Below are 24,182 nucleotides of genomic sequence, written 5' to 3'. Positions count from 1 at the left end.
CGGACCCCGGTCCGAAGGCCGGACCCAGCCACACGGGACCCAGCCACGCACCCAGCCCAGCACCCGCCGTCGAACATTTGCTTCTCTGAGGAGAGATTGAAATGAACAGCTTCACTGACAATTACACGCTCAACGGCATCACGCTGACCGCCCAGCCCATCCACCGGCAGAACGAGGTTCTTACCCCGGACGCCCTCGAGTTCGTGGCAACCCTGCACCGCGCGACGGCGGAGCGCCGCCAGGAGCTGATGCAGGCGCGGCACGCCCGCCGCGGCCAGATCGCGAGCGGACAGGACCCGCGGTTCCTCCCGGAGACGGCGGACATCCGGAATGATCCGAACTGGCGGGTCGCTCCCCCGGCGCCGGGCCTGGAAGACCGCCGTGTGGAGATCACCGGGCCGGTTGACAGGAAGATGACCATCAACGCATTGAACTCCGGCGCCAAGGTGTGGCTCGCGGACATGGAAGACTCCTCCACCCCCACCTGGCGCAACGTCGTCCAGGGCCAGCTGAACCTCACGGACGCCCTGGAACGCCGGATCGACTTCACCTCACCGGAAGGCAAGGAATACAAGCTCCGTGCCGCCGAGGAGCTCCCGACCATCGTGGTGCGGCCCCGCGGCTGGCACCTGCCCGAGAAGCACATGCTCATCGACGGGAAGCCCGTTGCCGGTGGCGTTGTCGATTTCGGTTTGTTCTTCTTCCACAACGCACGCCGCCTGCTCGCACAGGGCAAGGGCCCGTACTTCTACCTGCCCAAGATCGAGAACCGCCTCGAGGCCCGCCTCTGGAACGACATCTTCATCCTGGCCCAGGACCTGCTCGGCATCCCGCAGGGCACCATCCGCGCCACGGTGCTGATCGAGACCATCACCGCGGCGTTCGAAATGGAGGAGATCCTCTACGAGCTGCGCGATCACGCCTCGGGCCTGAACGCCGGCCGCTGGGACTACATCTTCTCGGTGATCAAGAACTTCCGCACCCGCGGCCCCCGCTTCGTGTTGCCGGACCGCGCCCAGGTCTCCATGACCCAGCCATTCATGCGCTCCTACACCGAGCAACTGGTCCGGGCCTGCCACCGCCGCGGCGCCATGGCGATCGGCGGCATGGCCGCAGCCGTCCCGAACCGCAAGGACGAGGCCGCCAACACGGCAGCGTTCGAGAAGGTCCGCGCTGACAAGACCCGCGAAGCCGGCGACGGTTTCGACGGTTCCTGGGTCGCGCACCCTGACCTGGTTCCGGTGTGCCGCGAAGTGTTCGACGGCGTACTCGGCGAGCGTCCAAACCAACTGGACCGCTCGCGCGAGGATGTCACCCCGGACGACCGTGCGCTGATCGACGTCGCCTCCACCGAGGGAACCATCACCGAGACCGGCATCCGGAACAACATCGAAGTGGGCATCCGCTACATCGAGTCCTGGCTGCGCGGCAACGGCGCCGTGGCCATCCACAACCTCATGGAAGACGCGGCAACGGCGGAGATCTCCCGTTCCCAGCTCTGGCAGTGGATCTACTCCCACGCCATCACCGACACCGGCGAGCTCATCAGCCGCGAATGGGTCACCGAGCTGCTGGACGAAGAGTTCGCACGCCTGGAACGCTTCGACGACGACCGCTTCAACGATGCCCGCAGCATCTTCGAAGAAGTCACCCTGGCCGAGGAGTTCCCCACCTTCCTGACCATCCCGGCCTACGCCCGGTACCTCACGGAAGCCCGCGAGGAAGCGACCAAGGAAGAACTCGTGGCCGCCTGAACCCGTAGATAAAAGCCCCCGCCGCTGGGCTGCCTGCACTCTTCGCAACAAGTGACCCCGATGGCCGGGGAGGCAGCCCAGCGACGGAACCCTCCACCAACACGCGCGAACTGGCAGCAGATGACCTCAAAACGCTCGGGAAGGGGCATCTGCTGCCAGTTCGCGCGGGGTTAAGGGACGACGGCGGCGCAGGGCACCTAGCGTTGCCGGGCCACCCAGCGCACCGAGAGGGTGGTGCAGACGCAGAACGCGGCGACCGAGCCAAGGATCACCAGGAGCGGCACGGTCCAGCTGCCGGAGATGCCGTGCACGTAGCCGATGATGGTTGGCGCCAGGGCCGCGAAGCAGTAACCCACCCCTTGCACGACGGCGGACATCTTGCCTGCAGAGGCTTGGTCGCGGGCGAACTTGATGATGGCGATGAAGATGACGGTGATGCCGCCACCCTGCGCTACTCCACCGAGGGACGACCACAGCCACCACCAGCCCGGGGCCAACAACAAACCCAGGGGCACCGTGAGCCACAAGGCACCCAAGGTGGTCGCCACCGCCGTCGTACTGGCGAAACGGGCGAGCAGCGGCACGCCGAGCCCACCCACAATCGCGAAAATCTGGAAGAGCGACGATCCCGCGCCGGCTTGCGCTGTGCCCATGCCAAGCTCATCGGCCAGGAAGCTTGGGAGCCACGCCGTCACGCCGTAGTACGAAAACGCCTGGCCGGCGAAGCCGAGCGTCAGGCCAACCGTCAGCCAGCCAACACCGGAAGCCTTGCCGCCCCGCGAGCCCGAGGCGGCCGGCACCGCAGCGGGTACGAAAGCTTGCCGGGCGCCGACAGTAGGGATCCAGAACAGGATGGCCGCCAAGGCCAGTAGGGCACTTGCCGCGAGGGCAAGCCGCCAGCCTACGAGTTCGGCGAGCGGGGCAGTGGCCACCGAAGTCAGGAAGGACCCGATGTTCAGCGCCGCCGTGTAGACCCCCATCGCGGTTGCCTGGCGGCGCGGCGCGAAGTCCCGGCGGATGATAAGCGGCACTGCGATGTTGCCGATGGTGATGGCGAGGCCGATGAGGACGGTGCCCAGCATGACCGGAACACCTCCGCCGCTGGAGCGGATCACGACGCCAGCCAGGACACCAACCAGCGTGAGCATCACCGCGAACTCGGCGCCGAACCGGCGTCCGGCCATTGAGGCCAAGGGCGCGGCGAGCGAGAAGCAGAGCACGGGAATCCCCGTCAGCAGCCCGAGTTCCACGGGAGAGAATCCAAGATCCCGTTTCAGGGAATCCACCACCGGCGCCACCGCGACGAACGGTCCTCGCATGTTGAGGGCGATGAGGCCGATGCACGCGAGGATCAGCCAGCCTCGCGGGACCTTGGCGAGGAATTGGCCGGTCATGGGGCGCAGTGAAGGGCAGGGAAAGTAGGCATCACCTTCATTGCTATCACGGCATGCCGCGGCCGAGCGCCATAGTGGCCCGTCAGCCCGTTGCTTGGAGCGTGGCTTCAATCACGGCCGGGGACAAAACGTGTTGGGTGACCATCTGGCTCGCACCGAGGATCGCGGCCTGGTCGCCCGCCATCGAGATGCCGATGCGCAGATGCGAGGTGGCCAAGGGAAGGGAGCGCCGGTAGACAACTTCGCGGATGCCGGCCACGAGGTGCTCGCCGGCCTCCCCCACGCTGCCGCCGATGACAATCATGGAGGGGTTAAGCAGGTTGACCACGGTTGCCAGGACATCGCCGACGTCGCGTCCCGCCTGCCGGAGTGCCTGGATGGCCTGGAGGTTCCCCTCTGCTACGAGCCGCAGCACGTCGCCGCCGTTGGTAGCCGCCAGGCCTTGGGCTTGAAGCTGGCGCGCGACGGCGGGTCCGGAGGCGAGTGCCTCGAGGCAGCCGTAGTTCCCGCATCGGCACAGGACGTCGTCGCCGCGGGGAACCCGGACATGGCCGAGGTCCCCGGCAGTGCCGTTGGCGCCGCGCTGCAGTTCACCGCTGCTGATGATGCCCGCGCCGATGCCCGTGGCGATTTTGATGAAGAGCAAATTGTCGTGGTCCGGCCAATACGCCGTGCGTTCGCCCAGGGCCATGATGTTGACGTCGTTGTCCACCAGGACGGGAACGGGCAGTGAGCGCTGCATGTAACGGACTACATCGAATCCGTCCCAGCCAGGCATGATCGGCGGTTTGATCGGCCTGCCGGTGTCGTGTTCCACGGGGCCGGGCAGTCCGATGCCGATCCCGGCTAGGTCTTCAAGGTTGCGGCCGGCTTCGGCGAGAAGCTCCCGCCCTGCCGCCACCACCCTGCCGAGCACCACATCGGGACCGTCAGCGACCTCCTGCGCGAGGCGGCGCTCGGCCAGGACTGTTCCACCGAGATCGGTGACCGCGACGATCACGTGCGTCGCTCCGACGTCGACCGCCAAGACAACGCGCGCCGCCGGGTTGAAGGCAAAGCGCGACGGCGGCCTCCCGCCACTGGAGCTCGCCTCACCGGCCGGGCCCACTAGTCCCGAATTCATGAGGGCGTCGATGCGCGAGGCGACCGTGGAGCGGGCCAGCCCGGTGGTGAGGGCAAGTTCGGCCCGGGTTCGTGCCTGTCCGTCGCGAAGAAGCTGAAACAGGTCTCCCGCACGCGAAAGGCTTCCGGCGTCCTGTACCGGGCCGTCCTTGCCGGGCTCTTTTCCGGGTGCTGAGGTCATGCATCAGTGATAGCACGATTGCTTATGGGTGTCACGCAGCAAAAGATTGTCGACTGATTTTCAACTTTTGCTTGCTCATCGTCAAAAGTCGACATATGTTGTTCTCAGTTAGTTGTGAGAAGGGTCACGTAGCCCACAAAGCCGCGCTGACACTACAAAGACTCCGTTTACGAAGAGGTAACTGATCTTGTCCAGCCAGTCACAGGCAGCACCTTTAGGATCACCACCGCCCCTCGGCGTCGGCATCCTTGGAGCCGGCCCGGTCACCCAAGCAATCCACCTTCCTTCCCTCGCCCGGCTCCGGAACATCCTGGAAGTCCGCCACATCATGGACGTCGACGCCGCTGTAGCCGAATCGGTCGCAACCCGCGTCGGCGCGAACTTCAGCACCAGCATGGCCGCGCTCCTGGGCGATCCCGACGTCGACATCGTGGCCATCTGCAGCCCCCACCAGTTCCACGCGGACCAAGTCATCGCCGCATGCCATGCAGGAAAGAAAGCCGTCCTCTGCGAAAAGCCTTTCGCCATGAACGGCGAGGAAGCGGCCCGGATTTCGGCGGTCAGCGAGGAAACCGGCGTGCCGATCATCGTGGGCGCCATGCACACTTTCGATCCAGGCTGGCTCGCAGCCGAAGCCAATTGGGGCGATCTCCCCGAGAACGTCCACACCATCCGTTCCTCCATCGTCCTTCCGCCCAACGCCCGCTTCGAAGACTTCGCCACCGAAATCATCACCCGGCCCGCAGGCGGCACCCCTGACTACAGCGACGTCGAGGTCATCAAGAACGCCCTCCGAGGCGGCATCATGGGGCTCGCCATCCACGACCTTCCCCTCGTCCGCCGCTTTACCCCGGATTTCGAAGACCTGGAAGTGCTGCAGGCGCGCCACGTACGCCCCTTCGGGTATGTGATCTCCCTGCGAGCCGGTGACCGGATCATCGAACTCAGGGCAGCCATGAACAAGACGTGGAAGCCGGAATGGGCCTTCGAGGCAATCTCGGACGACGCAGCCCTTCGCGTGGACTTCACTCCTTCCTACGTGCAGGCCGGTTCTGCAGTCGCAACGATCACCCGCGGCACCACCAGCACAACGTACGGACCGTTCGGGCACAACGGCTATGAGGGCGAATGGCGCGAACTCGCCCAACTGGCCCTCGGAACCAAGCAACCGCCGTCCGCCGAAAGCCTCATCAATGACCTCACCTTCGCGATAGCGATCGCCGACGCCACAGTGGATGAGGCGGCAGCCGAGCATACACAGCACGCAAACAGCCACGCAGGAGCCCGCTCATGAGCCCCCAGTACACGGTCACCGCCACCCCGCAGGCCGAGGAAAGCGGCGCCGTGGCACTCGCGGTCGCTTCGCTTCCGGCGAGCTTCGGCCCCGGCAACGACGCGACGCCGGCAGACGCCGCACACGTCTCCGCCATCGACGGCGCTCCTGGCTGGACCACCGAGGCCATCAAGGCGATCGACGGCGGCGCGTCGGGCATCGTCGTCGTCAACCCGGTTCCGGAAAGCACCGCCGCCCTGCTCAACGCCGTTGGGGCAGCCGGCGTCGCGGTTGTCCTGGACCAGCGCTGGGCCTCCAATCCCGGTCTCGCCGGAGCAGAAGACGCCGTCCGCTCGGTAGCAGGCCGTGCCGCCATGCTGGATACGGTCGCGACGGCCGCGGCAGGCACGGATCCGGAACGGCTGCTGACCGAGCATCTCGCCGCTGTCGTACGCGTCACCGGTCAGCTGGACGCGCTTCGCGTCCTCCGCCGCGGCACGCACGGCTACGCGGTTTCCGGGCGCCTCGCCAACGGTGCTCCGGTTTCGATCCAGGGCGTACTGAGCAACTCCCGGCCCGCCGGCGTCGACTTCCGCCTCTACACCGACGACGGCGGTGTCAGCATCGCGGTCCCGGAACCGCTTGCTGCCTGGCCGGCGGAAGTCCGGGCCACCGGACCCCAAGGAGAAATCCTCCTGCCCACGCTTTACGAATCCGCCCACCGCACCACCTGGCGCCGGCTCAAGGAACACCTCGACGCCGGCACTCTCCCCTCCGATCTGTCCGGCTTTGCGCGGCTGACGGAATCCATCGCGCACCTGACCTGAACCCGAGCTCCTCAACTACGCAACCAGCAACAATCGAGCAAGCCCGAGCACCAAAGCAATCATTCACCTTCTCGAAGACGAGCCGGACCGCACCAAACGCGAAGACCACGCAGCGGTCCCGAAAGGAATCATCATGAATGTTAAATCCGAAGCCAGCCGTAATTTCTCCCGCAGGGGTTTCCTCGGCCTCACGGCGGCAGTAGCGGCTGTCCCCCTGCTCGCAGCCTGTGGAGGCGGCTCCAGCTCGAGCTCCGCTGGCGGCGCCATCAAGTTCTGGGACATGCCGTGGGCCACCCCGGCATATAACGATGCCGCGAAGAAGATCACCGAGTCCTACGTCCCGACTGGCAGCAACAGCAAAACCGGTTACCAGATCATTCAGTGGAACAACTTCTACCAGACCTTCTCCTCGGCCATTGCGTCCAAGACCGGTCCCGCGGTGTCCACCGGTGGCGGTTTCCAGGCCTTCCAGTTCGACCAGCAGGGTCAGATCGCGTACGCGGACAAGGTCATCGACGCGCTCAAGAAAAACGGCCAGTTCGACGACTTCCTGCCCGGCGTGCTGGACCCGTTCAAGTCCGACAAGGGCTACGTCGCCGTTCCGTGGCAGCTGGACATGCGCGTCTTCTGGTACCGCAAGTCCCTCTTCGACCAGGCCGGCGTCGCGCTGCCCACCGACTGGGCCTCGCTGCTTGACGCAGGCAAGGCACTGAAGAAGATCGGCGCCTTCGGCTTCGCCACCGGGTCCGGCGCCGGCAACAACATCGGCAACCACTCGATGATCATGATGATGGTCAACAACGGCGGTGGCGTCTTCACCAAGGACGGCCAGCTGGACGTCATGAACGACCGCAATGTCGAAGCCACGGAGTACCTTCTGGAACTGGTCTCCAACGGCATCATCGACCCTGCTGCAGTCAGCTACACCACGGACAACCTCAACGCGCAGTGGAAGGACAAGAAAGCCGCCTTCGGCCCGTACGTCCTGGGCGTGCCGGCCCGCGTCGGCGACACCTCCGGCGACATCATGGTGGCCAGCCCGATTGCAGGCCCGCACGGCGACAAGCACGGACTCGTTTTCCCGAACAACATCATGATGTACAAGAACACCCCGTCCCAGGAATCCTCCGAGGCCTTCCTGACCTACTACATGGGACAGCTCAAGGAGCTGTGGCGCCAGAAGCTCATGAACGCTCTGCCGGTTTTCAAATCCATCACGGAGATGCCCGAATTCACGAGCGACGCCAACAACGTCAAGATCGTCAAGGAATGGCAGCCCATCGCCAAGACCTTCGCCGCGCAGGGAACCTCGCTCAATGCCAACCTCGCTGTCCTCGACGGCGGCCAGGCACTCAACCAGTTCACCCAGACCATCCTGACCGGCAAGACCGACGCCAAGACGGCGCTCACGGCCTTCAAGACCGGCCTCGAGTCCGTCATGAAGAAGTAAAGCCGTCGCCATGTCAACCACCACAACACAGTCCGGCCTCGCCCGGGCCCGCCGGGGGCTCGCTCCCGGCGGGTCCGGCGGCGGGTCCCTGAACCGCAAGAGCAAACTTTCGGGGCAGACCAAGCGGACGTTCTTCTGGCTCCTGCTGCCCTCGGTCATCCTGCTCGTCCTGATCCACGGCTACCCGCTGGTCTATGCCGGCGTCCAGGCCACCCACGACGGCTCCCTGATCGACACCGGCAACTTCGTCGGAGTCGAGAACTTCGGCCATGTCCTGACCTCCCCGGCTTTCTGGAAGGCCGCCCAGTTCACCCTGTGGTTCACTATCGTCGGCGTCTTCGGCTCCTGGCTGGTTGGCTTGGGCCTCGCACTGCTGCTGCGCACCAAAATCCCGGCGGGCGGGACCTTCAAGGTCCTGCTCCTGCTTCCCTGGGTGGTTCCGATCGTGGTCTCCTCGACGGCCTGGAACTGGCTCGTCGCGACTCCGGACAGCCTGATCCCCTCAATCTTCCGGAACCTCGGACTGGGCACGCCGCTGTTCCTGGCGGACCCCCACTTGGCCGCGGTCATGGTCATGGTGTTCAAGGTCTGGGTCAGCTTCCCTTTCATGATGATGATGATTTCGGCAGCACTGGCCTCGGTAGACACAACCGTCTATGAAGCCGCCAGCATGGACGGTGCCAGCAAATGGCAGCAGTTTACCCAGATCACCCTGCCGCTGATCGCCCGCTCCACCTACATCAGCTGGATCCTGATGACGATCTTCTGCGTCAACGACTTCCCCACCATCTACCTCCTTACCGGCGGCGGCCCCGTTGACGCCACTACCTCCCTCGTGGTCCTGGCCTACCGCACTGTCTTCCAGGACTTCCAGACCGGTCCCGGCGTTGCCATCGCCTTCCTCATGACCCTCACCCTCGTCGTCGTGTCGGTCTTCCTGTACCGCCAGATCCGAAAGTCGAGCGTCGAATAATGAGCGCAGTACTCCACGCCCACCCCGAATCCGGACCCGCGCTCGGTGTCGCGGGACCCGAGAAATCCCGCCGCGTCCTCTCCGAAGCAGGCATGCGCGGACGCTGGTGGCGGTTCGTCCTGATCCTGGCCATCACTGCCATCGTCCTGGTCCCCATCATGGTCACCGTGGTCCTGGCCCTGACCCCGGGCCCCAACAGCACCGCCACCGGCCTCACGTTTGAGAACCTCAGCAACGTCTTTTCCGAGACCCTGGCCGCCACCTGGCTCAAGAACAGCCTCATCACCACCGTCAGCACCGTGATCGTCGCCGTCGCCGTGGCCGCACCTGCCGGCTATGTCCTCTCCCGCGGCCGATCCAGGGCCGTCTCCGGCTACTCCCTGCTGCTGTTCGTCATGCAGTCTCTGCCGATCATCACGTCCGTGGTGCCGCTGTTCATCCTGTTCGCAAACCTGGGACTCGTGGACAACCTCATGGGACTGATCATCATCTACGTCGGCTCGACAATGACAGTCGCCACCTGGATGATGGCGGCCTACTTCGACTCCATCCCGGTCAGCCTCGAGGAAGCATCCTGGATCGACGGCTGCTCGGTCTTCGGATCGTTCACGAAGGTGGTGCTGCGCAACTCCCTGCCCGGCATCCTGTCCACGGCCATCTTCGCCTTCCTCCTGGCCTGGAACGACTACCTCGTAGCGATCGTGTTCCTGCGCTCCAACGAAATCTTCACCCTCCCCATGGGCGTCCAGTCGTTCTTCCAGCAAAACCAGACCGACTGGTCCGGTGTCATGGCCCTCGCGGTCATCATGATGCTCCCGCCGATCATCGTCTTCGCCACCCTGAACAAGTACTTCAGCGTCGGCGGCATCGGCGGATCCCTCGCCGGCCGCTAACAGCCGGTACCCGAACTTTTCACGCAACTGACAACGCAAAGGAAAACCATGTCTTACTCCATCCAGCTGTACACCCTGCGCAATGCCATGCAGGCGGACCTGCCGGGCACTATCAAGAAGGTTGCCGAGATCGGTTACACGCAGGTTGAACCCTACAATTTCGTGGCCACGGCGAAGGAACTCGGCGCTGCGTTGAAGGAGAACGGGCTGAGCGCCCCGTCCGGTCACGCGCCGCTGCTGAGCCAGGACCAGGACGAGATCTTCGCAGCCGCCAAGGAACTGGGCATCGCCACGGTCATCGACCCGTACTTGCCTGCCGAGCACTGGCAGAACGCCGAGGACATCCAGGCCACCGCGGCCAAGCTCAACGCCGCCGCGAAGAAGGGCGCCGAATACGGCATCCGCGTCGGCTATCACAACCATGCCTGGGAGCTTGAGTCCACCATCGAGGGCCAGACGGCCCTGGAGTACTTCGAAGGCCTCCTTGACCCGGAACTGGTCCTGGAAGTCGACACCTACTGGGTATCCGTCGGTGGCCAGAACCCGGTGGAACTTCTCGCTCGCCTCGGTGACCGTGTGAAGTTCATTCACATCAAGGACGGCCCCGGCACCACCGACACGAAAGCCCAGTTGCCCGCGGGCCAGGGCACCATCCCGGTGCTCGACGTCGTTGCCGCCGCCAAGTCCCTGGAAGTGGGCGTCGTGGAGTTCGACGACTACGCCGGAGACATCTTCGAAGGCATCGCCGAAAGCCTCGCATTCCTGCGGGACTCCGCTGCAACAGCAGGAGCACAGGAAGTGAACGCATGAGCGCCGCAACGCACCAGTCCACCCCGTCCACCCGCCGGGGGCCCGTGGGCGTCGCCGTCATCGGCGCAGGCAACATCAGCAAGGCCTACCTGGACAACCTGACGGTCTTCCCAGACCTGTTGGTCCACGTCATCGCGGACTTGTTCGAGGAAGCCGCGGAAGCGCGGGCCAAGGAATACGGCATCCCGGAGTGGGGTGGCGTTGACGCGGCACTGAACCATCCCGACGTCGAGATCATCGTCAACCTGACCATCCCGGCCGCGCACGTCGAGGTGGCAACGGCTGCCGTGAACGCCGGCAAGCACGTCTGGACCGAGAAGCCGTTCTCCCTGGACCGCGAATCCGGGCTGGCGCTATTGAAGACGGCCGACGCCGCCGGCATCCGCCTGGGCTGCGCACCGGACACCTTCCTGGGCGCGGGGCTGCAGACAGCCCGCCGGATCATCGAACGCGGTGACATCGGCACCCCGCTGACCGCCCTGACCATGTTCCAGACCCCCGGCCCGGAGTCCTGGCACCCGAACCCGGCGTTCCTCTTCGCCCACGGCGCGGGTCCGCTCTTCGACATGGGCCCGTACTACATCACCGCGCTCGTGCAGGCCTTCGGTTCGGTCCGCAAGGTCGCCGCCGTCGGGTCCAAGGCCAAAGACGTCCGCGTGGTCGGTTCCGGGCCCAAGGCAGGGGAGGAATTCCCCGTCGAGGTCCCCACCCATGTCTCCGCGATGCTCCAGTTCGAGGGCGGCGCCTCCTCGCACAGCGTCTTCAGCTTCGAATCCCCCCGCCTGCGGATGGGCTTCGTGGAGATCACCGGCACCGAGGGCACCCTGGAGTTGCCGGATCCGAACTACTTCGACGGCGACCTCAAGCTCTGGCGCGCCGGAGCCGAGGAAGCGGAAATCATTCCCGCCACGGGACCGGCCAACGGCCGCGGCATGGGCGTGCTGGACATGGCCCGGTCCCTGCGCGCCGGTGTTCCGCACCGCGCCCAGGGAGCCCTCGCCTATCATGTGGTCGATACCCTGGTGTCCATTTCCGAGTCCGCCGAAACCGGCACCTTTGTAGGCGTCGACAGCTCTGCCGTGACCTCCCAGGCCCTCCCCGAGGACTGGGACCCGATGGCCGCCACCCTCTAGGAATCACTCATGACTAGCTCCGCCCCTACCCCCACCACCCTTCACGACGGCGAACCGGGCAAGAAAACCCTGGGTGTTGCCGCGATCGGTTACGCGTTCATGGGCAAAGCCCATTCGAACGCGTGGCGGAACGTGGCCAGCTACTTCGACGTTCCGGCCTTCGAGCAGAAAGTGCTCGTGGGCCGGGACGCGGAACAGGTTGCCGAGGCCGCGGCCAGGTACGGGTGGAGCGAGTCCGCCACGGACTGGCGTTCGGTCTTGGAACGCGATGACATCCACATCGTGGATATCTGCGCCCCGGGCTGGATGCACGCCGAAATCGCCATCGCGGCGCTGGAAGCGGGCAAGCACGTTCTCGTGGAAAAACCCCTCGCGAACACCCTGGCCGAGGCCGAAACCATGACGGAAGCCGCGCGCGCCGCCCGCGCGCGCGGCATCCAGTCCATGATCGGCTTCAACTACCGGCGCGTCCCTGCCCTCGCCTTGGCGAAGGAACTGATCGCCGAGGGCCGCCTGGGCACGGTCAGGCACGTCCGCGCCGCCTACCTGCAGGATTGGCTCGTGGACCCGGACTCCCCCATGACCTGGCGGTTGAACAAGGAAACCGCCGGATCCGGCGCGTTGGGCGACATCGCCTCCCACGCCATCGACCAGGTCCTCTTCCTGCTCGGGGACACAGTCACCGAGGTCTCCGGCCGGCTGCACACCTTCGTGGACAGCCGCCCCGGGGCGGACGGTCCGGAACAAGTAACGGTCGACGACGCCGCCTGGGCCACGCTTACCCTCGCCTCCGGGGCGGTCGCCTCGGTGGAAGTCTCCCGCATGGCCACGGGCAAGAAGAACTCGCTCACGATGGAAATTTACGGCGACAAGGGCTCGCTCCTGTTCGACCTGGAATCCATCAACGAACTGGGTTTCATGGACGCTACGGTGCCCGTCCGGGAGCAGGGCTTCCGCCGGATCCTGGTCAACGAACCCGAACACCCCTACATGGACGCCTGGTGGCCCCAGGGCCACGTCATCGGCTGGGAACACACCTTCACCCACGAAATCCGTGACTTCCTGGCAGCCATCGACGCCGGGACCCCGCCGTCGCCGTCGTTCGAGGAAGGACTCGCCGTCCAACAGGTCCTGGCCGCCATCGAAGAATCCGCCGATGCCAAGTCCGCGATCATCCAGGTCGCCGGCCACTGACAGCCCTGCACCTGTTGCACGCCCCAAAACTTTTCCCAAGGAGAACCAATGCCCCGCCCGTACACCCTGTTCACCGGCCAGTGGGCCGACCTGCCCTTCGAGGAAGTCGCGCGCCTTGCCTCCGGCTGGGGCTACGACGGCCTGGAAATCGCCGTCTCCGGGGACCACCTGGACGCCTGGCGCTGGGACGAACCCGGCTATGTCGAATCCAAGGTCGCCGTCCTGGACAAGTACAACCTCAAGGTCTGGGCCATCTCCAACCACCTCAAGGGCCAGGCCGTGTGCGATGACCCCATCGACTTCCGCCACCAAGCCATCGTGGGGGCGAAGGTCTGGGGCGACGGGGATCCCGAAGGCGTCCGCCAACGCGCCGCCGAGGAAATGAAACACACCGCACGGCTCGCCCAAGCGCTCGGGGTGGACACCGTCGTCGGGTTCACCGGCTCCTCCATCTGGCAGTACGTCGCCATGTTCCCGCCCGTCCCGGAGAAGGTCATCGAGGCCGGCTACCAGGACTTCGCCGACCGCTGGAACCCCATCCTGGACGTCTTCGACGAATGCGGGGTCCGGTTCGCCCACGAAGTCCACCCGAGCGAGATCGCCTACGACTACTGGACCACCGTGCGCACCCTGGAAGCGATCGGGCACCGGGAAGCGTTCGGGCTGAACTGGGATCCCTCCCACTTCATGTGGCAAGGCATCGACCCCGTCTCCTTCATCTGGGACTTCAAGGACCGGATCTACCACGTGGACTGCAAGGACACCAAGCTGCGCCCCACCGGCCGCAACACCGTCCTGGGCTCCCACCTGCCCTGGGGCGACCCCCGCCGCGGCTGGGACTTCGTCTCCGCCGGACGCGGCGACGTCCCCTGGGAATCGAGTTTCCGGGCCCTCACCGCCATCGGCTACACCGGACCCATCAGCATCGAATGGGAAGACGCCGGCATGGACCGCCTCCACGGCGCCCCCGAAGCCCTCGCCAACCTCAAAAAATACGACTTCCCGCCCTCGCAAACCAGCTTCGACGCCGCCTTCAGCCAGGACTAAGGAATGTCCGACGTGAGTAACGACGGGTTCGTCCCGCTGTTCGACGGCGTCAGCCTCGCCGGATGGCACGCCGTACCCCGGATCTACGGTTCGGTGTATCCCGGTGGGCCGAGCGTCCTTGAGCATTTCGACAGCCTCGGACTTCAGCGCCCTGTGGAGCCGGAGAAGCATCCTGCCCGCTGGAAGGTTGAAGACGGCGTCCTGATCGGCGAGCAGGACGCTCCTGGGAGCGGCTACGGCGGCTACCTTGTCAGTGACCAGGCGTTCGGGGACTTCGAATTGCTCCTTGAGATGCGCCCCGATTGGCCTGCCGACACCGGCGTGATGATCAGGCGTCAACGCGACAGCTGGGAAGGATTCCAAGTCCTTGTGGACCACCGCCCGTCCGGCGGGATCGGTGGCTTCTTCGGCAATGGACTGGCAAGTTTCTCGGCGGTTCCGTTCGCGATCGACGTCACCCGTGACGACGCCGGCCGCCCCACCGGACTTGTGGCCGACAACCCGGCCACGTCGGTGGAACCCGTCACCGAGGAGAAGCGTTCCCGGCTCAGCTACGCGGCCGACGTTGACGATTTCCTCAACGTGTGGCGCTGGGACGACTGGAACGAGTTGCGGATCCGCTGCGTGGGCGCCATGCCGGTCATCACCACGTGGATCAATGGACTCAAGATCGCAGAACTCGACACCGCCACCTTGCAATCCCCCGACTACGACGCCGACGCGGTCCACAAGGTGCTCGGCGACCGTGGACACATTGCGCTCGAAGTCCACGACAACGACGCCATGTTCGGCGAGGCACGCTGGGGCGTCGGAGCACAATGCCGGTGGAGGAACATCCGCATCAAGGAACTTCCGACCGGCGCCAGCGAGGACTCGCAGTGATCCGTACCCTTCAAAACGGCCAGCGCTGCGAAGTCTGGATCGCCTCTGCCACCGGCACTTCCGAACTGGCCTTCACCACGGACGAGATGCTGCTGGAGGCGCCGAACTGGACGCTCGATGGCCGGGCCCTCATCCTCAACGGGGACGGTGTCCTGTGGCGGCTGGATCTTTCCGGAGGACTCGAGAGGATAGCCATCACCGGAGTCCCGGACCTCAATAACGACCACGTCCTCGCACCCGACGGCGCCACCATCTACCTTTCGGCGAATGACGGCCACATCTACCGCGCAGATCTTCGCGGCGGCGAGGCGGACTGCCTCAGCGCCGACAACGAGTCCTTCCATTTCCTGCACGGCGTCAGTCCGGACGGACTTGAACTCGCCTACGTCGGCATCGATGGCGGCGATTTCAGCAAGCCGGGTCAACTCATGACGATGCCGGCGGCCGGCGGCCCAGCGGCGCTCGTGGACACCGGACCTGGCCACTGCGACGGGCCCGAGTACTCTCCGGACGGGAAATGGCTCTACTTCAATACCGAGTCATTCACCACGCAGGCCGGGCATGCCCAACTTGCCCGCGCACGGGTTGACGGTACGGACTTCGAACGCTTGCTCGACAGCGACACCGTTGACTGGTTCCCGCACCTCTCGCCCGACGGGCGCCTGGCCAGCTACATCCGCTTCCCCTGCGGCACGGTAGGCCACCCCGCGGACTTGCCGGTCGACGTCGTCGTTGTTTCCACCAGCGACTGGGCGACTCCGCTCCACACATGGCCCCTCTTCGGCGGCCAGGGAACCCTCAACGTCAACAGTTGGTCACCCGACTCCAGCCGATTCGCTTTTGTCGCCTACCCGGAAAACTAAAGTGGCTTTTGCGGAAGCCACTCCCACCCACTTCGATTGGAATGCCATGATCCGCCACACCGTTACTTTCTCCCTCATCCACGAGCCCGGCTCCTCCGGGGAGCGGGAATTCCTGGACGCAGCAGTCGCCACGTTGACCGCAATACCAGTGGTTCAGGACTTCCGGGTGTCCCGCCAGATTTCGAAGAAGAGCCCGCTCAATTTTCAGTTCGAAATGAAGTTCGACGGCCCGGAGGCCTTCAATTCCTACAATGACCATCCTGCCCACGTCGGATTCGTGGAGAACCGGTGGGCGAAGGAAGTGTCCAACTTCCAGGAGTTCGATTTCGAACCCTACGGCCAGGAAGGACGGTAGGGGGCTCAATGGCTGATATCACCGCTCTTGAAGCATTGGAGACGCTTAAACGCCAGGAAGAGGAGCTGATTTTCACCTCCTTCGACCATGGCGACGCCTGGAGGCTCGGCTCACGGTTGACCAGCATGGCCCAGGATGCCGGTCACGCGATCGGCATCGATATCCGGCGCCCCGGGCTCATCCTTTTCCGCGCTGCGCTGCCCGGAATCACACCGGACCAGGAATCGTGGATCGCACGGAAATCCGCACTCGTCTTGCGGATGGAAGCAAGCAGCGCACTTGTCGAAGCCCGGCTGTCCTCCGCCGGCATCGATCCGGTCGCCACAGGGTGGCTCGGCGCCGACTATGCCGTGACCGGGGGCTCGTTTCCCGTGCGGGTCCGTGGCGTTGGCGTGGTCGCCGCCGTCACGGCGTCAGGCCTTTCATCGCAGGAGGATCATGACCTCATTGTCGAAGGGATCCGGCAACATCTCACCGCCTAAGGGCCTCAGCAAGAACTCTCGCCAAAAAATTGTTGAACAATTCCTCCGTGTGATGCATCATTGGGTGTAGGCCCCGATTGAGATCGGGATCACAAAGCCCGCCCAACGTTCCATGGAGGAACCATGTCCGCGACCACTTCGCCAAGTTCAACACGGCGCAGCAAACCCTCGGCCGGCGCCATCAAAGCCTTCATCGCCAGCGTCACAGGCACCTCCCTGGAGTACTACGACTTCGCTATCTACTCCGTTGCCTCAGCGCTCGTCTTCCCCAAGATCTTCTTCCCGGGCAACGATGAATACACCGGCCTCCTACTCTCCTTCTCGGCCTTCGCGGTGGGTTACCTCGCCAGGCCTATTGGCGGCGTCGTCTTTGGCCGGCTCGGGGACAAGATCGGACGCAAGAACGTCCTGGTCATCACCCTCGTACTCATCGGCGCGGCCACGGTCCTCATCGGCGCCTTGCCGGATTACCACACCATCGGCATTGGAGCCACGATCATCCTGGTCCTCCTCCGCCTGATACAGGGCATCGGTGTTGGCGGCGAATGGGGCGGCGCCGTGCTGCTGTCCAGCGAATACGCCAATCCCAACAAGCGCGGATTCTGGTCTTCCGCAGCCCAGATCGGCCCGCCCGCGGGCAACCTGCTCGCCAACGGCGCCCTGGCCGTCCTCGCCGCCGTCATGAGCAACGATGCCTTCATCGCTTGGGGTTGGCGCGTGGCCTTCCTCAGTTCGGCCATCCTGGTTGCCTTCGGCCTGGTCATCCGGCTCAAGCTCGAGGAAACCCCGGTATTCAAGGCCATCGAAGCCACCGGCGAACGGCCCAAGGCTCCCATCAAGGAAGTCCTCACCACCCAGTTCCGTCCCCTCCTCGCCGCCGCGTTGTGCCGGATCTGCCCCGACGTCTTGTATTCCCTGTTCACCGTCTTCGTCGCCGTCTACGCCACCAGGGAACTGGGGATGACCACCGGCAACGTGCTGGGCGCCGTCTTGGTGGGCTCGGCCTTCCAGCTCATCCTGATTCCGGCCGCTGGAGCGGTCACGGACCGGTTCAACCGCCGATTGGTCTACGGCATCACCGCTGCGGCCACCGCGGTGTATATCCCCCTGTTCTTCCTGATGATCCAGTCACGCTCCGTCCTGGTCTTGACCGTGGGCGTGGTGATCGGCCTGGGACTGCACGCGTTCATGTACGGCCCGCAGGCAGCCTTCATCACCGAGCAGTTCCCCGCCAGGCTCCGCTACGCCGGCAGTTCCCTCGCCTACACCGTAGCGGGAGTGGTCGGTGGAGCTGTGGCCCCGTTGATCTTCACCGCCCTTTACACGGCTTCCGGCAACTGGCTCCTGATCGCCGGGTACTTGCTGGCCACGGCAGTCGTGACGATCATCGGCCTCGCTTTGGGCCGGGATCCACAGCCGGAAGAGGACCTTCGCCTGCTCCAGGAAGCCCAGGCATAAGCACCCCGGCGCTCACGGAAGCGGAACGGTTCGGCGGGCCACCTCCGTCGTGATCTCTCCTTCAATGCCCCTTAAGATCAGTCTTGAGGGGCATTTCCGCGCCGCATTCCCGAGAGGACCGCATGAGCCAGACAATCCGTGAAGCAACAGCGGACGACGCCGGACGGCTGGCGGAGCTTGCCGCCGTCACTTTTCCGCTCGCCTGTCCGCCGGAATCCTCGCCCGAGGACATCGCTGCGCACCTGCGCAAGACCCTCAGCGCGGAGAAGTTCACGGAGTACCTCGCCGATCCGGACATCACCATCCTGGCCATCGATGCCGCCGGCGAACTCCGCGGCTACAGCATGCTCGTGGCCCGCCCCACGAGCGATACCGACGTGGCTTCGGCCCTGACGCTCAACCCCTGCACGGAACTGAGCAAGTGCTATGTGCATCCGGAACACCACGGCTTGGGTGCTGCCGCGGAGCTTATGAAGGCCACCTTGGACCGCGCTGCCGGCTCGGGTGCTGCCGGGGTGTGGCTTGGCGTCAACAGCCAGAACGCCAAGGCCATCCGCTTCTATGAGAAGAGTGGATTCAGTAAAGTCGGGACCAAGTCGTTCCGCTTGGGCGATGCCGTGGAGCACGATTTCGTGATGGAGCGGGCGGTCTAGTTATCCTGGAGCGGCCAGCGACGCGGAAATGGGCCTGCGACGCGCAAACAGTCTCACGCGGCTCGGATACCCGTAGCGCCTGCCCGTTTCTGCGTCGCACACCATTTTGCGTATCGTGAACGCCGGGCTGTGACCAGTCCAACAGCCCATTCCGGGAATGCCCGGCCCCCGCTTCCGGTTGTCGCCACCATGAAGATTGAGATCTGGTCAGACGTCGCTTGCCCGTGGTGCTACATCGGAAAGCGTCGGTTCGAAACAGCCCTTGCTGAATTCCCGCACCGCGACTCGGTCGAAATCCAGTGGCGCAGCTACCAGTTGGATCCGAGCATCCCGGAACACTACGACGGCACAGAGCTCGATTACCTGAGCAAGCGCAAGGGCATGGACCCCGCGCAGGTCAGCCAGATGTTCGAGCACGTGGCGTTGCAGGCAAAGGGCGAGGGCCTCAACTACCGTTTCGACGACGTCGTGGTGGCCAACAGCTTCACGGCACACCGCCTCATCCACTTGGCTGCCGCCCACGGCAAGCAGGACGAAGCCAAAGAGCAGCTCCTGAGCGGCCATTTTGAACACGGCGAGGACATCGGAAGCCAGGAATACCTGGCCAAGCTCAGCAGCGAGTTGGGCCTGCCGCAAGCCGAGGTCGGGGAGCTGTTCAGCACCGACAAGTACGCAGAGGACGTACGTGGCGATATCGCCGAAGCCCGGATGCTTGGTGTCACCGGCGTGCCGTTCTTTGTCATCGACCGCAAGTACGGACTCTCCGGCGCTCAGCCCTCCGAGGTCTTCACCCAGGCCCTCACACAGGCATGGCAGGAAGCGAATCCTCTAGTCGCCGTCGGCAGCCCCGACGCCGACGCCTGCGGCCCGGACGGCTGCGCGATCTAGAAGATTTGCGCGAGCTGGCAGCAGATGACCCCAACGGCGCGTTGCAAGGTCATCTGCTGCCAGCTCGCGCCGCACGCACCCAACTTTGCTGACAGATCCCTGTAAAGTGTCTGTATGCCTAGGATTACGGCCGCCAGCAATGCGGCGCAACGCGCTGAAACCCGACGCCGGGTCCTGACAGCTTTCGGGGAACTGCTCTTCACCCACGGCCTGCCCGGCTTGACCATGACCGACGTCGCGCGGCACGCCGGCGTCGGCCGGACGGCGGTATACAACTACTACGCCGACATGGAACAGCTCCTCATTGCGTACGCGCTCGACGAGACCGAGCGATTCCTGGGCGATCTGCGCGAATCCCTCGCCGCACTGAAGAACCCGGTGGACCGCTTGGCCCTTTACGTGCGCGCCCAGGTGGAAGATCTGAGCCGCCGGCACCTCCCGCCGGGCCCTGCGATGGGGGCTGTCCTCTCTCCCGCTTCCTTTGCGAAATTGGCAGATCACGTCGGCGAACTCAACCTGCTGCTCCAGGACATCCTGCGCGACGGAATCGCGGCCGGCTACCTCCCGCCCACGGACGTCGGCCAGCTGGCGAGGCTCATCCACGGAACTCTTTCCTCCAGCGCGGCACGCGGCAATGCCGCGATCGGAACGGAGCTGGACGAGCTTGAGGAGCGGTTGGTCCAGACCGTGCGGTTCATCCAGTTGGGCGCAGGAGCAAGGTTCGACGACGACGGCCGGCCCGCGCGCTTGGCGTGACCTTGCCGCGGGGCCGGCGCAGCCGCTGGCTCAGTCCATGGAAGGCCCACGCTACGGCGTCGGCATTACCGGCAGCTTCGCGTTGTCGGCGATCCGCTGCTCCAGACGGGGACAACTGAGCTTGCCCGGGGTGTTGTCCACGAGCTCCGCCGGCACCAGTGCCGAGAAGCCGGGCGCGAGGATGAGGTCCACGGAGGCATCCGTGCGTTGGTCCTGGAAGTAGTCGGTGCCCGCGATGTTCCTCTGGATGTTGAAAGCCGCCGCTTGACCGCCCGATCCCGAAACAACCATGGCCGGGCCGGTGTAGCTGGTGGTGGAGTTATCGACCGTGCCAACGTTGTATCCCCGCGCCTTCAACTGGTCTGCCACGTTCTTGGCCAGACCGGCCCTGCCGGCGGCGTTGTAGATATTCACGCTGATCTTGTTGTTGGGCGTGTAGTCGAAAACAGTCGCAGGACACACGGCCGCCGGCGCCTGGCTTGCAACGGCGGAGGGGAAACGGATCACGCCGCTGATGACTGCCCACGCGCCCACGAGTCCGGCAACCACCAATCCGACGAGCAGCGCGAGAACGATCCCATGCAAGAGGCGGCGGCTGAACCACCCAGGATGGCTCTCGGGTCCAGGAGTCTCGGCAAAAGTTGCCCGGAGTTCCGGACCGGTGACAACCCGGTGCCCGTGCAGGATCGTCACGTCTTTCTGACGACCGGGACGTTTCCGGCGCTTCCTCGGATCCGCATTTTCGGGCACTGCCACCTGCTCCTCCGGGATTGTTTCGTTAACCATCTATCACCAGGACCCGGGCGTGGATGGCCGTTCGCTGGTGGAGCGCGGTACGGACTGCACGGTGGAGCCCGTCTTCGAGATACAGCAGCCCTTGGTACTGCACTACATGTGGGAAAAGGTCGCCGAAGAACGTTGAATCCTCCGCCAACAGTGCTTCAAGGTCAAGCGTGCGTTTGGTGGTGACGAGTTCATCGAGCCGGACAGGACGGGGCGGCAGCGAGGCCCAGTCCTTGGGCGTGGAAAAACCATGGTCGGGGTACGGGCGTCCCTCGCCCACAGCTTTGAATATCACTTTGCAAGCCTAAAGAAGTAAGGCGTCCAAGGGAACTTATGAGAAGTCGGTCACCAAGGTTGTGGCCAAAAGGTAACCGTTGACGGACGGTGCGAGCTGAAACAGTGCCGGCTGCCGCCGTCGGCCGTCACACCGCTGCCGCCATCACGCCGGACTGACAGAATGGGTTCATGACTGCTTCAATGCCAGGCACGCACCCGGCTGCTCCCGCCCTCGCACTCCTCCTCGACGTCGACGGCCCTGTCGCGAGTCCCGTGACGCGCGACGTGAAGCCGGAAATCATCGCCGACCTCGTGGGCTTGGCATCCGCAGGCATCCCCGTCATTTTCAACACCGGCCGTTCAGACGCTTTCATCCGCGAGCAGGTCATGGCACCCATGATTGCCGCCGGAATGCCTGCGGGAACTGTGGTCCATGCGATTTGCGAGAAGGGCGCGGTGTGGTTCAGCTACACCTCGGCCGGCCCGGGACCCATCCATGTGGACCACGCCCTTGCTGTTCCGAAGGCCTACGGCGACGACGTCCGCCGCATGGTGGCGGAGGACTACGCGACGCACATGTTCTTCGACGAGACAAAGCGCGCCATGGTGTCGGTGGAACAGCATCTGGACGTCTCAAGTGACGACTACCTGGCCGAACAGAAGCTCTTCGACGCGGATGCTTTGGAGCTCATGGGCAGGCACGGACTCTCCGCCGCGCTCCTGGATCACCACGCGCCAGAGTCCGACGACGCCGCTGACTACCGTCTGGATCCCACCATCATCTCCACGGACATCGAGTCCATCCGGCTCGGCAAGGACCTCGGCGCGAGCCGCGCAGTGGAGCTACTCGCAGCCCAGGGAATCACCCCGCAGGCCTGGCGGACAGTGGGCGATTCGCGCACGGACTACGCCATGGCGGATTGGCTCCACCACAATGACCACAGCGTCAAGCACGTCGACGTCCGGCCCGCCGACGGCGTGCCCAACAAGCCCTACGATGTTCTTACAGCCACAGACCTCGGCCTGGGCGACGACATCATTCACGACGACGCCGGAGGCGCATTCCTGCGCAGTTGGCGTGAAGCCTTGGCGGGCTAGGTCCACCAAGCTCGCGCGAACCACAACCTTTCGGAGAAAAGCCATCACAGACATGGACCAGCAAGCAATCTACTTCGGTAGCCCCCCGTCCGACGACGATGCGGTGGTTCCCGAACCGACATCGCCCGCAGTCGAGGCGCGCCTCAAGCACCGCCCCGACGTCGTCCGCCACCGCGGCCGCTACAGCTTGCTGAACCAGAACCGCACGCCGCAGCAGGTGATGGTCGAAGACCTCCTCGTGATCCGCGCCGCGCTGGACGCGGCAGGTCTGGACTTCATCTTGGTCCGCGGCAACGACCACCGGCCCGTGATCGCCGTCGATTGGAAGCTCCGGAAGAAACTGCGCCAGGCTTTGGTCTCGGCTTTCCGGAACGAGCCGTTCTACTCCATGACCGTTGACGCGCGGAAGAAATCCACGTTGCTCGTAGCCGACGGCGAGCTCTCAAGCAACCGGAAGGCCAGGATCTTCCGGCTCTTCCGTCCACGCGTGGAACCCGGGGGCGGGCTGACTTACGGTCCTTCCTTGGGCGTGCAACTGGAATTGTGGGAGTTCGACGGCGATCAGCTCGTGTTGCCGGTGGAGAACTCCCTGACCCGGCGAACCATGCTGCGCCAGGACGCTGTCCGGGGCACGGTGGAACGCCACGGGCTGAGCTGGCCGACCATCGAGAACATGTTCGCGGACCACGCGAGCGACATCGACTTCGACGTCGACATCGTCTTTTCATGGGTGGACGGCAACGATCCCGCATACATCGCGGCCCGCCGCGAGCAGATGAAAGACGCAATCGTGGGCGAGGGCGACGCCCACGAGGCCCGCTTCCGGCAGATCAACGAGCTCAAGTACGCCCTGCGCTCGGTGTACATGTATGCGCCTTGGATTCGCCGGATCTACATCGCCACGGACTCCCCCGCCCCGGAGTGGCTGGCCGAGCACCCGAGCGTCAGGATCATGCGCAGCGAGGAGTTCTTCAAGGACCCCACAGTGCTGCCAACCCACAATTCCCAGGCCGTGGAATCCCAGCTGCACCACATTGAGGGCCTCTCCGAGCATTTCCTGTATTCCAACGACGACATGTTCTTCGGCAGGCCCGTTGCACCGGACATGTTCTTCACTCCCGGCGGAATCACCAAGTTCATCGAAGCCTCCACCCGGATCGGACTGGGAGAGAACGACGCCGAACGCAGCGGCTTCGAGAACGCGGCCCGCGTCAACAGGAAGCTTCTCTGGGAGCGGTTCGGGCGCATCACTACGCGCCACCTGGAGCACACCGCCGCACCCCTTCGGCGCAGCGTGATCGCAGAGATGGAGCGCGAGTTTCCGGCCGAATTCACCAAGACAGCGGCCAGCAGGTTCCGTGCGGCGGACAACATCTCCGTGACCAACTCGTTCTACCACTACTACTCGTTGCTCACGGGCCGGGCAGTGACGCAGACGGCAGCCAAGGTCAGGTATGTGGACACAACCCTGTGGTCCGGGCTGCACTACCTGCCCACCTTGCTCGCCAAACGCAATGTGGACTTCTTCTGCCTCAACGATGGCAGCTTCCCCGAGGTGGCTGCCGACGAAAGGGCCGGACTCGTGACGGACTTCATGGAGAAGTACTTCCCGGTCAAGGCGCCCTGGGAGAAGTAGG

General features: G+C 64.7%; 24 protein-coding genes. 20 read left to right on the top strand and 4 right to left on the bottom strand.

Going from position 1 to position 24,182, the window contains the following annotated elements:
* Window positions 1-101: 101 nt before the first annotated feature.
* Window positions 102-1,754: a malate synthase A gene (aceB, locus tag AC4CS3_RS07585; RefSeq protein ID WP_490782883.1), complete on the top strand. Its 1,653-nt coding sequence runs from the start codon at window positions 102-104 to the stop codon at window positions 1,752-1,754.
* 197 nt (window positions 1,755-1,951) lie between these two features.
* On the opposite strand, the gene AC4CS3_RS07580 is transcribed toward aceB, so the two are convergent.
* Both AC4CS3_RS07580 and AC4CS3_RS07575 read right to left on the bottom strand, forming a co-directional pair.
* Window positions 1,952-3,148: an MFS transporter gene (locus AC4CS3_RS07580; protein ID WP_490782882.1), complete on the bottom strand. Its 1,197-nt coding sequence runs from the start codon at window positions 3,146-3,148 to the stop codon at window positions 1,952-1,954.
* Between the two features lie 82 nt (window positions 3,149-3,230).
* Entirely contained in the window at window positions 3,231-4,451 is a 1,221-nt protein-coding gene (locus AC4CS3_RS07575) for an ROK family transcriptional regulator (protein WP_490782881.1), read from the bottom strand.
* A gap of 187 nt (window positions 4,452-4,638) precedes the next feature.
* Here AC4CS3_RS07575 and AC4CS3_RS07570 point away from each other — a divergent pair, with 187 nt between their 5' ends.
* The 17 genes from AC4CS3_RS07570 to AC4CS3_RS07490 all read left to right on the top strand — a co-directional run bounded on the left by AC4CS3_RS07570 (window position 4,639) and on the right by AC4CS3_RS07490 (window position 20,388).
* Entirely contained in the window at window positions 4,639-5,745 is a 1,107-nt protein-coding gene (locus AC4CS3_RS07570; protein ID WP_490782880.1) for a Gfo/Idh/MocA family protein, read from the top strand.
* A complete protein-coding gene (locus tag AC4CS3_RS07565; protein WP_490782879.1) occupies window positions 5,742-6,551 on the top strand; it encodes a hypothetical protein in 810 nt (269 codons plus the stop codon). The genes AC4CS3_RS07570 and AC4CS3_RS07565 overlap by 4 nt, the downstream gene beginning before the upstream one ends.
* Window positions 6,552-6,684: 133 nt before the next feature.
* Window positions 6,685-8,001 (top strand): ABC transporter substrate-binding protein, encoded by a 1,317-nt coding sequence (locus AC4CS3_RS07560; protein ID WP_490782878.1) that lies wholly within the window; start codon window positions 6,685-6,687, stop codon window positions 7,999-8,001.
* Window positions 8,002-8,011: 10 nt separating this feature from the next.
* Window positions 8,012-8,974: a carbohydrate ABC transporter permease gene (locus tag AC4CS3_RS07555; RefSeq protein ID WP_490782877.1), complete on the top strand. Its 963-nt coding sequence runs from the start codon at window positions 8,012-8,014 to the stop codon at window positions 8,972-8,974.
* Complete coding sequence (locus tag AC4CS3_RS07550) at window positions 8,974-9,867, top strand: carbohydrate ABC transporter permease (protein WP_345451599.1); 894 nt, start codon at window positions 8,974-8,976, stop codon at window positions 9,865-9,867. The genes AC4CS3_RS07555 and AC4CS3_RS07550 overlap by 1 nt, the downstream gene beginning before the upstream one ends.
* A gap of 48 nt (window positions 9,868-9,915) precedes the next feature.
* Window positions 9,916-10,677, top strand: coding sequence for a sugar phosphate isomerase/epimerase family protein (locus AC4CS3_RS07545; protein WP_490782876.1), 762 nt, complete (start codon window positions 9,916-9,918; stop codon window positions 10,675-10,677).
* Window positions 10,674-11,810 carry a Gfo/Idh/MocA family protein gene (locus AC4CS3_RS07540; RefSeq protein WP_490782875.1) on the top strand — a complete coding sequence of 379 codons (1,137 nt, stop codon included), beginning with the start codon at window positions 10,674-10,676 and terminating at the stop codon, window positions 11,808-11,810. Before AC4CS3_RS07545 ends, AC4CS3_RS07540 begins: the two co-directional genes overlap by 4 nt.
* Window positions 11,811-11,819: 9 nt before the next feature.
* Window positions 11,820-13,004 (top strand): Gfo/Idh/MocA family protein, encoded by a 1,185-nt coding sequence (locus AC4CS3_RS07535; protein ID WP_490782874.1) that lies wholly within the window; start codon window positions 11,820-11,822, stop codon window positions 13,002-13,004.
* A 48-nt stretch (window positions 13,005-13,052) separates the two neighbouring features.
* The gene (locus tag AC4CS3_RS07530) at window positions 13,053-14,051 is read left to right on the top strand and encodes a sugar phosphate isomerase/epimerase family protein (protein ID WP_490782873.1); all 999 of its coding nucleotides are present in this window, start codon (window positions 13,053-13,055) and stop codon (window positions 14,049-14,051) included.
* Window positions 14,052-14,063: 12 nt separating this feature from the next.
* Window positions 14,064-14,933, top strand: a complete 870-nt coding sequence (locus AC4CS3_RS07525) for a 3-keto-disaccharide hydrolase (protein WP_490782872.1) — start codon at window positions 14,064-14,066, stop codon at window positions 14,931-14,933.
* Complete coding sequence (locus tag AC4CS3_RS07520) at window positions 14,930-15,796, top strand: TolB family protein (protein ID WP_490782871.1); 867 nt, start codon at window positions 14,930-14,932, stop codon at window positions 15,794-15,796. Before AC4CS3_RS07525 ends, AC4CS3_RS07520 begins: the two co-directional genes overlap by 4 nt.
* A 1-nt stretch (window position 15,797) precedes the next feature.
* The gene (locus AC4CS3_RS07515; protein WP_490782870.1) at window positions 15,798-16,151 is read left to right on the top strand and encodes a Dabb family protein; all 354 of its coding nucleotides are present in this window, start codon (window positions 15,798-15,800) and stop codon (window positions 16,149-16,151) included.
* An 8-nt stretch (window positions 16,152-16,159) separates the two neighbouring features.
* Entirely contained in the window at window positions 16,160-16,633 is a 474-nt protein-coding gene (locus AC4CS3_RS07510) for a heme-degrading domain-containing protein (RefSeq protein ID WP_490782869.1), read from the top strand.
* A 123-nt stretch (window positions 16,634-16,756) separates the two neighbouring features.
* On the top strand, window positions 16,757-18,091 hold the full coding sequence (locus AC4CS3_RS07505) for an MFS transporter (protein ID WP_490782868.1): 1,335 nt from the start codon (window positions 16,757-16,759) through the stop codon (window positions 18,089-18,091).
* Between the two features lie 122 nt (window positions 18,092-18,213).
* On the top strand, window positions 18,214-18,744 hold the full coding sequence (locus tag AC4CS3_RS07500) for a GNAT family N-acetyltransferase (protein WP_490782867.1): 531 nt from the start codon (window positions 18,214-18,216) through the stop codon (window positions 18,742-18,744).
* Window positions 18,745-18,933: 189 nt separating this feature from the next.
* The gene (locus tag AC4CS3_RS07495) at window positions 18,934-19,632 is read left to right on the top strand and encodes a DsbA family oxidoreductase (protein WP_490783048.1); all 699 of its coding nucleotides are present in this window, start codon (window positions 18,934-18,936) and stop codon (window positions 19,630-19,632) included.
* 114 nt (window positions 19,633-19,746) lie between these two features.
* On the top strand, window positions 19,747-20,388 hold the full coding sequence (locus AC4CS3_RS07490; RefSeq protein WP_490782866.1) for a TetR/AcrR family transcriptional regulator: 642 nt from the start codon (window positions 19,747-19,749) through the stop codon (window positions 20,386-20,388).
* Between the two features lie 51 nt (window positions 20,389-20,439).
* Here AC4CS3_RS07490 and AC4CS3_RS07485 read toward each other — a convergent pair whose 3' ends face one another.
* Both AC4CS3_RS07485 and AC4CS3_RS07480 read right to left on the bottom strand, forming a co-directional pair.
* Window positions 20,440-21,174, bottom strand: a complete 735-nt coding sequence (locus AC4CS3_RS07485) for a LytR C-terminal domain-containing protein (RefSeq protein ID WP_490782865.1) — start codon at window positions 21,172-21,174, stop codon at window positions 20,440-20,442.
* A complete protein-coding gene (locus AC4CS3_RS07480) occupies window positions 21,167-21,466 on the bottom strand; it encodes a type II toxin-antitoxin system VapB family antitoxin (RefSeq protein WP_059388531.1) in 300 nt (99 codons plus the stop codon). Before AC4CS3_RS07480 ends, AC4CS3_RS07485 begins: the two co-directional genes overlap by 8 nt.
* A gap of 170 nt (window positions 21,467-21,636) precedes the next feature.
* On the opposite strand from AC4CS3_RS07480, the gene AC4CS3_RS07475 reads away from it, so the two are divergent.
* Complete coding sequence (locus tag AC4CS3_RS07475) at window positions 21,637-22,545, top strand: Cof-type HAD-IIB family hydrolase (protein WP_490782864.1); 909 nt, start codon at window positions 21,637-21,639, stop codon at window positions 22,543-22,545.
* Between the two features lie 52 nt (window positions 22,546-22,597).
* Entirely contained in the window at window positions 22,598-24,181 is a 1,584-nt protein-coding gene (locus AC4CS3_RS07470) for a stealth family protein (RefSeq protein ID WP_490782863.1), read from the top strand.
* Window position 24,182 lies beyond the last annotated feature (1 nt).

This window comes from Arthrobacter sp. SE2 (genome assembly GCF_058244265.1).
This window is presented reverse-complemented; position numbering and strand designations above follow the sequence as displayed.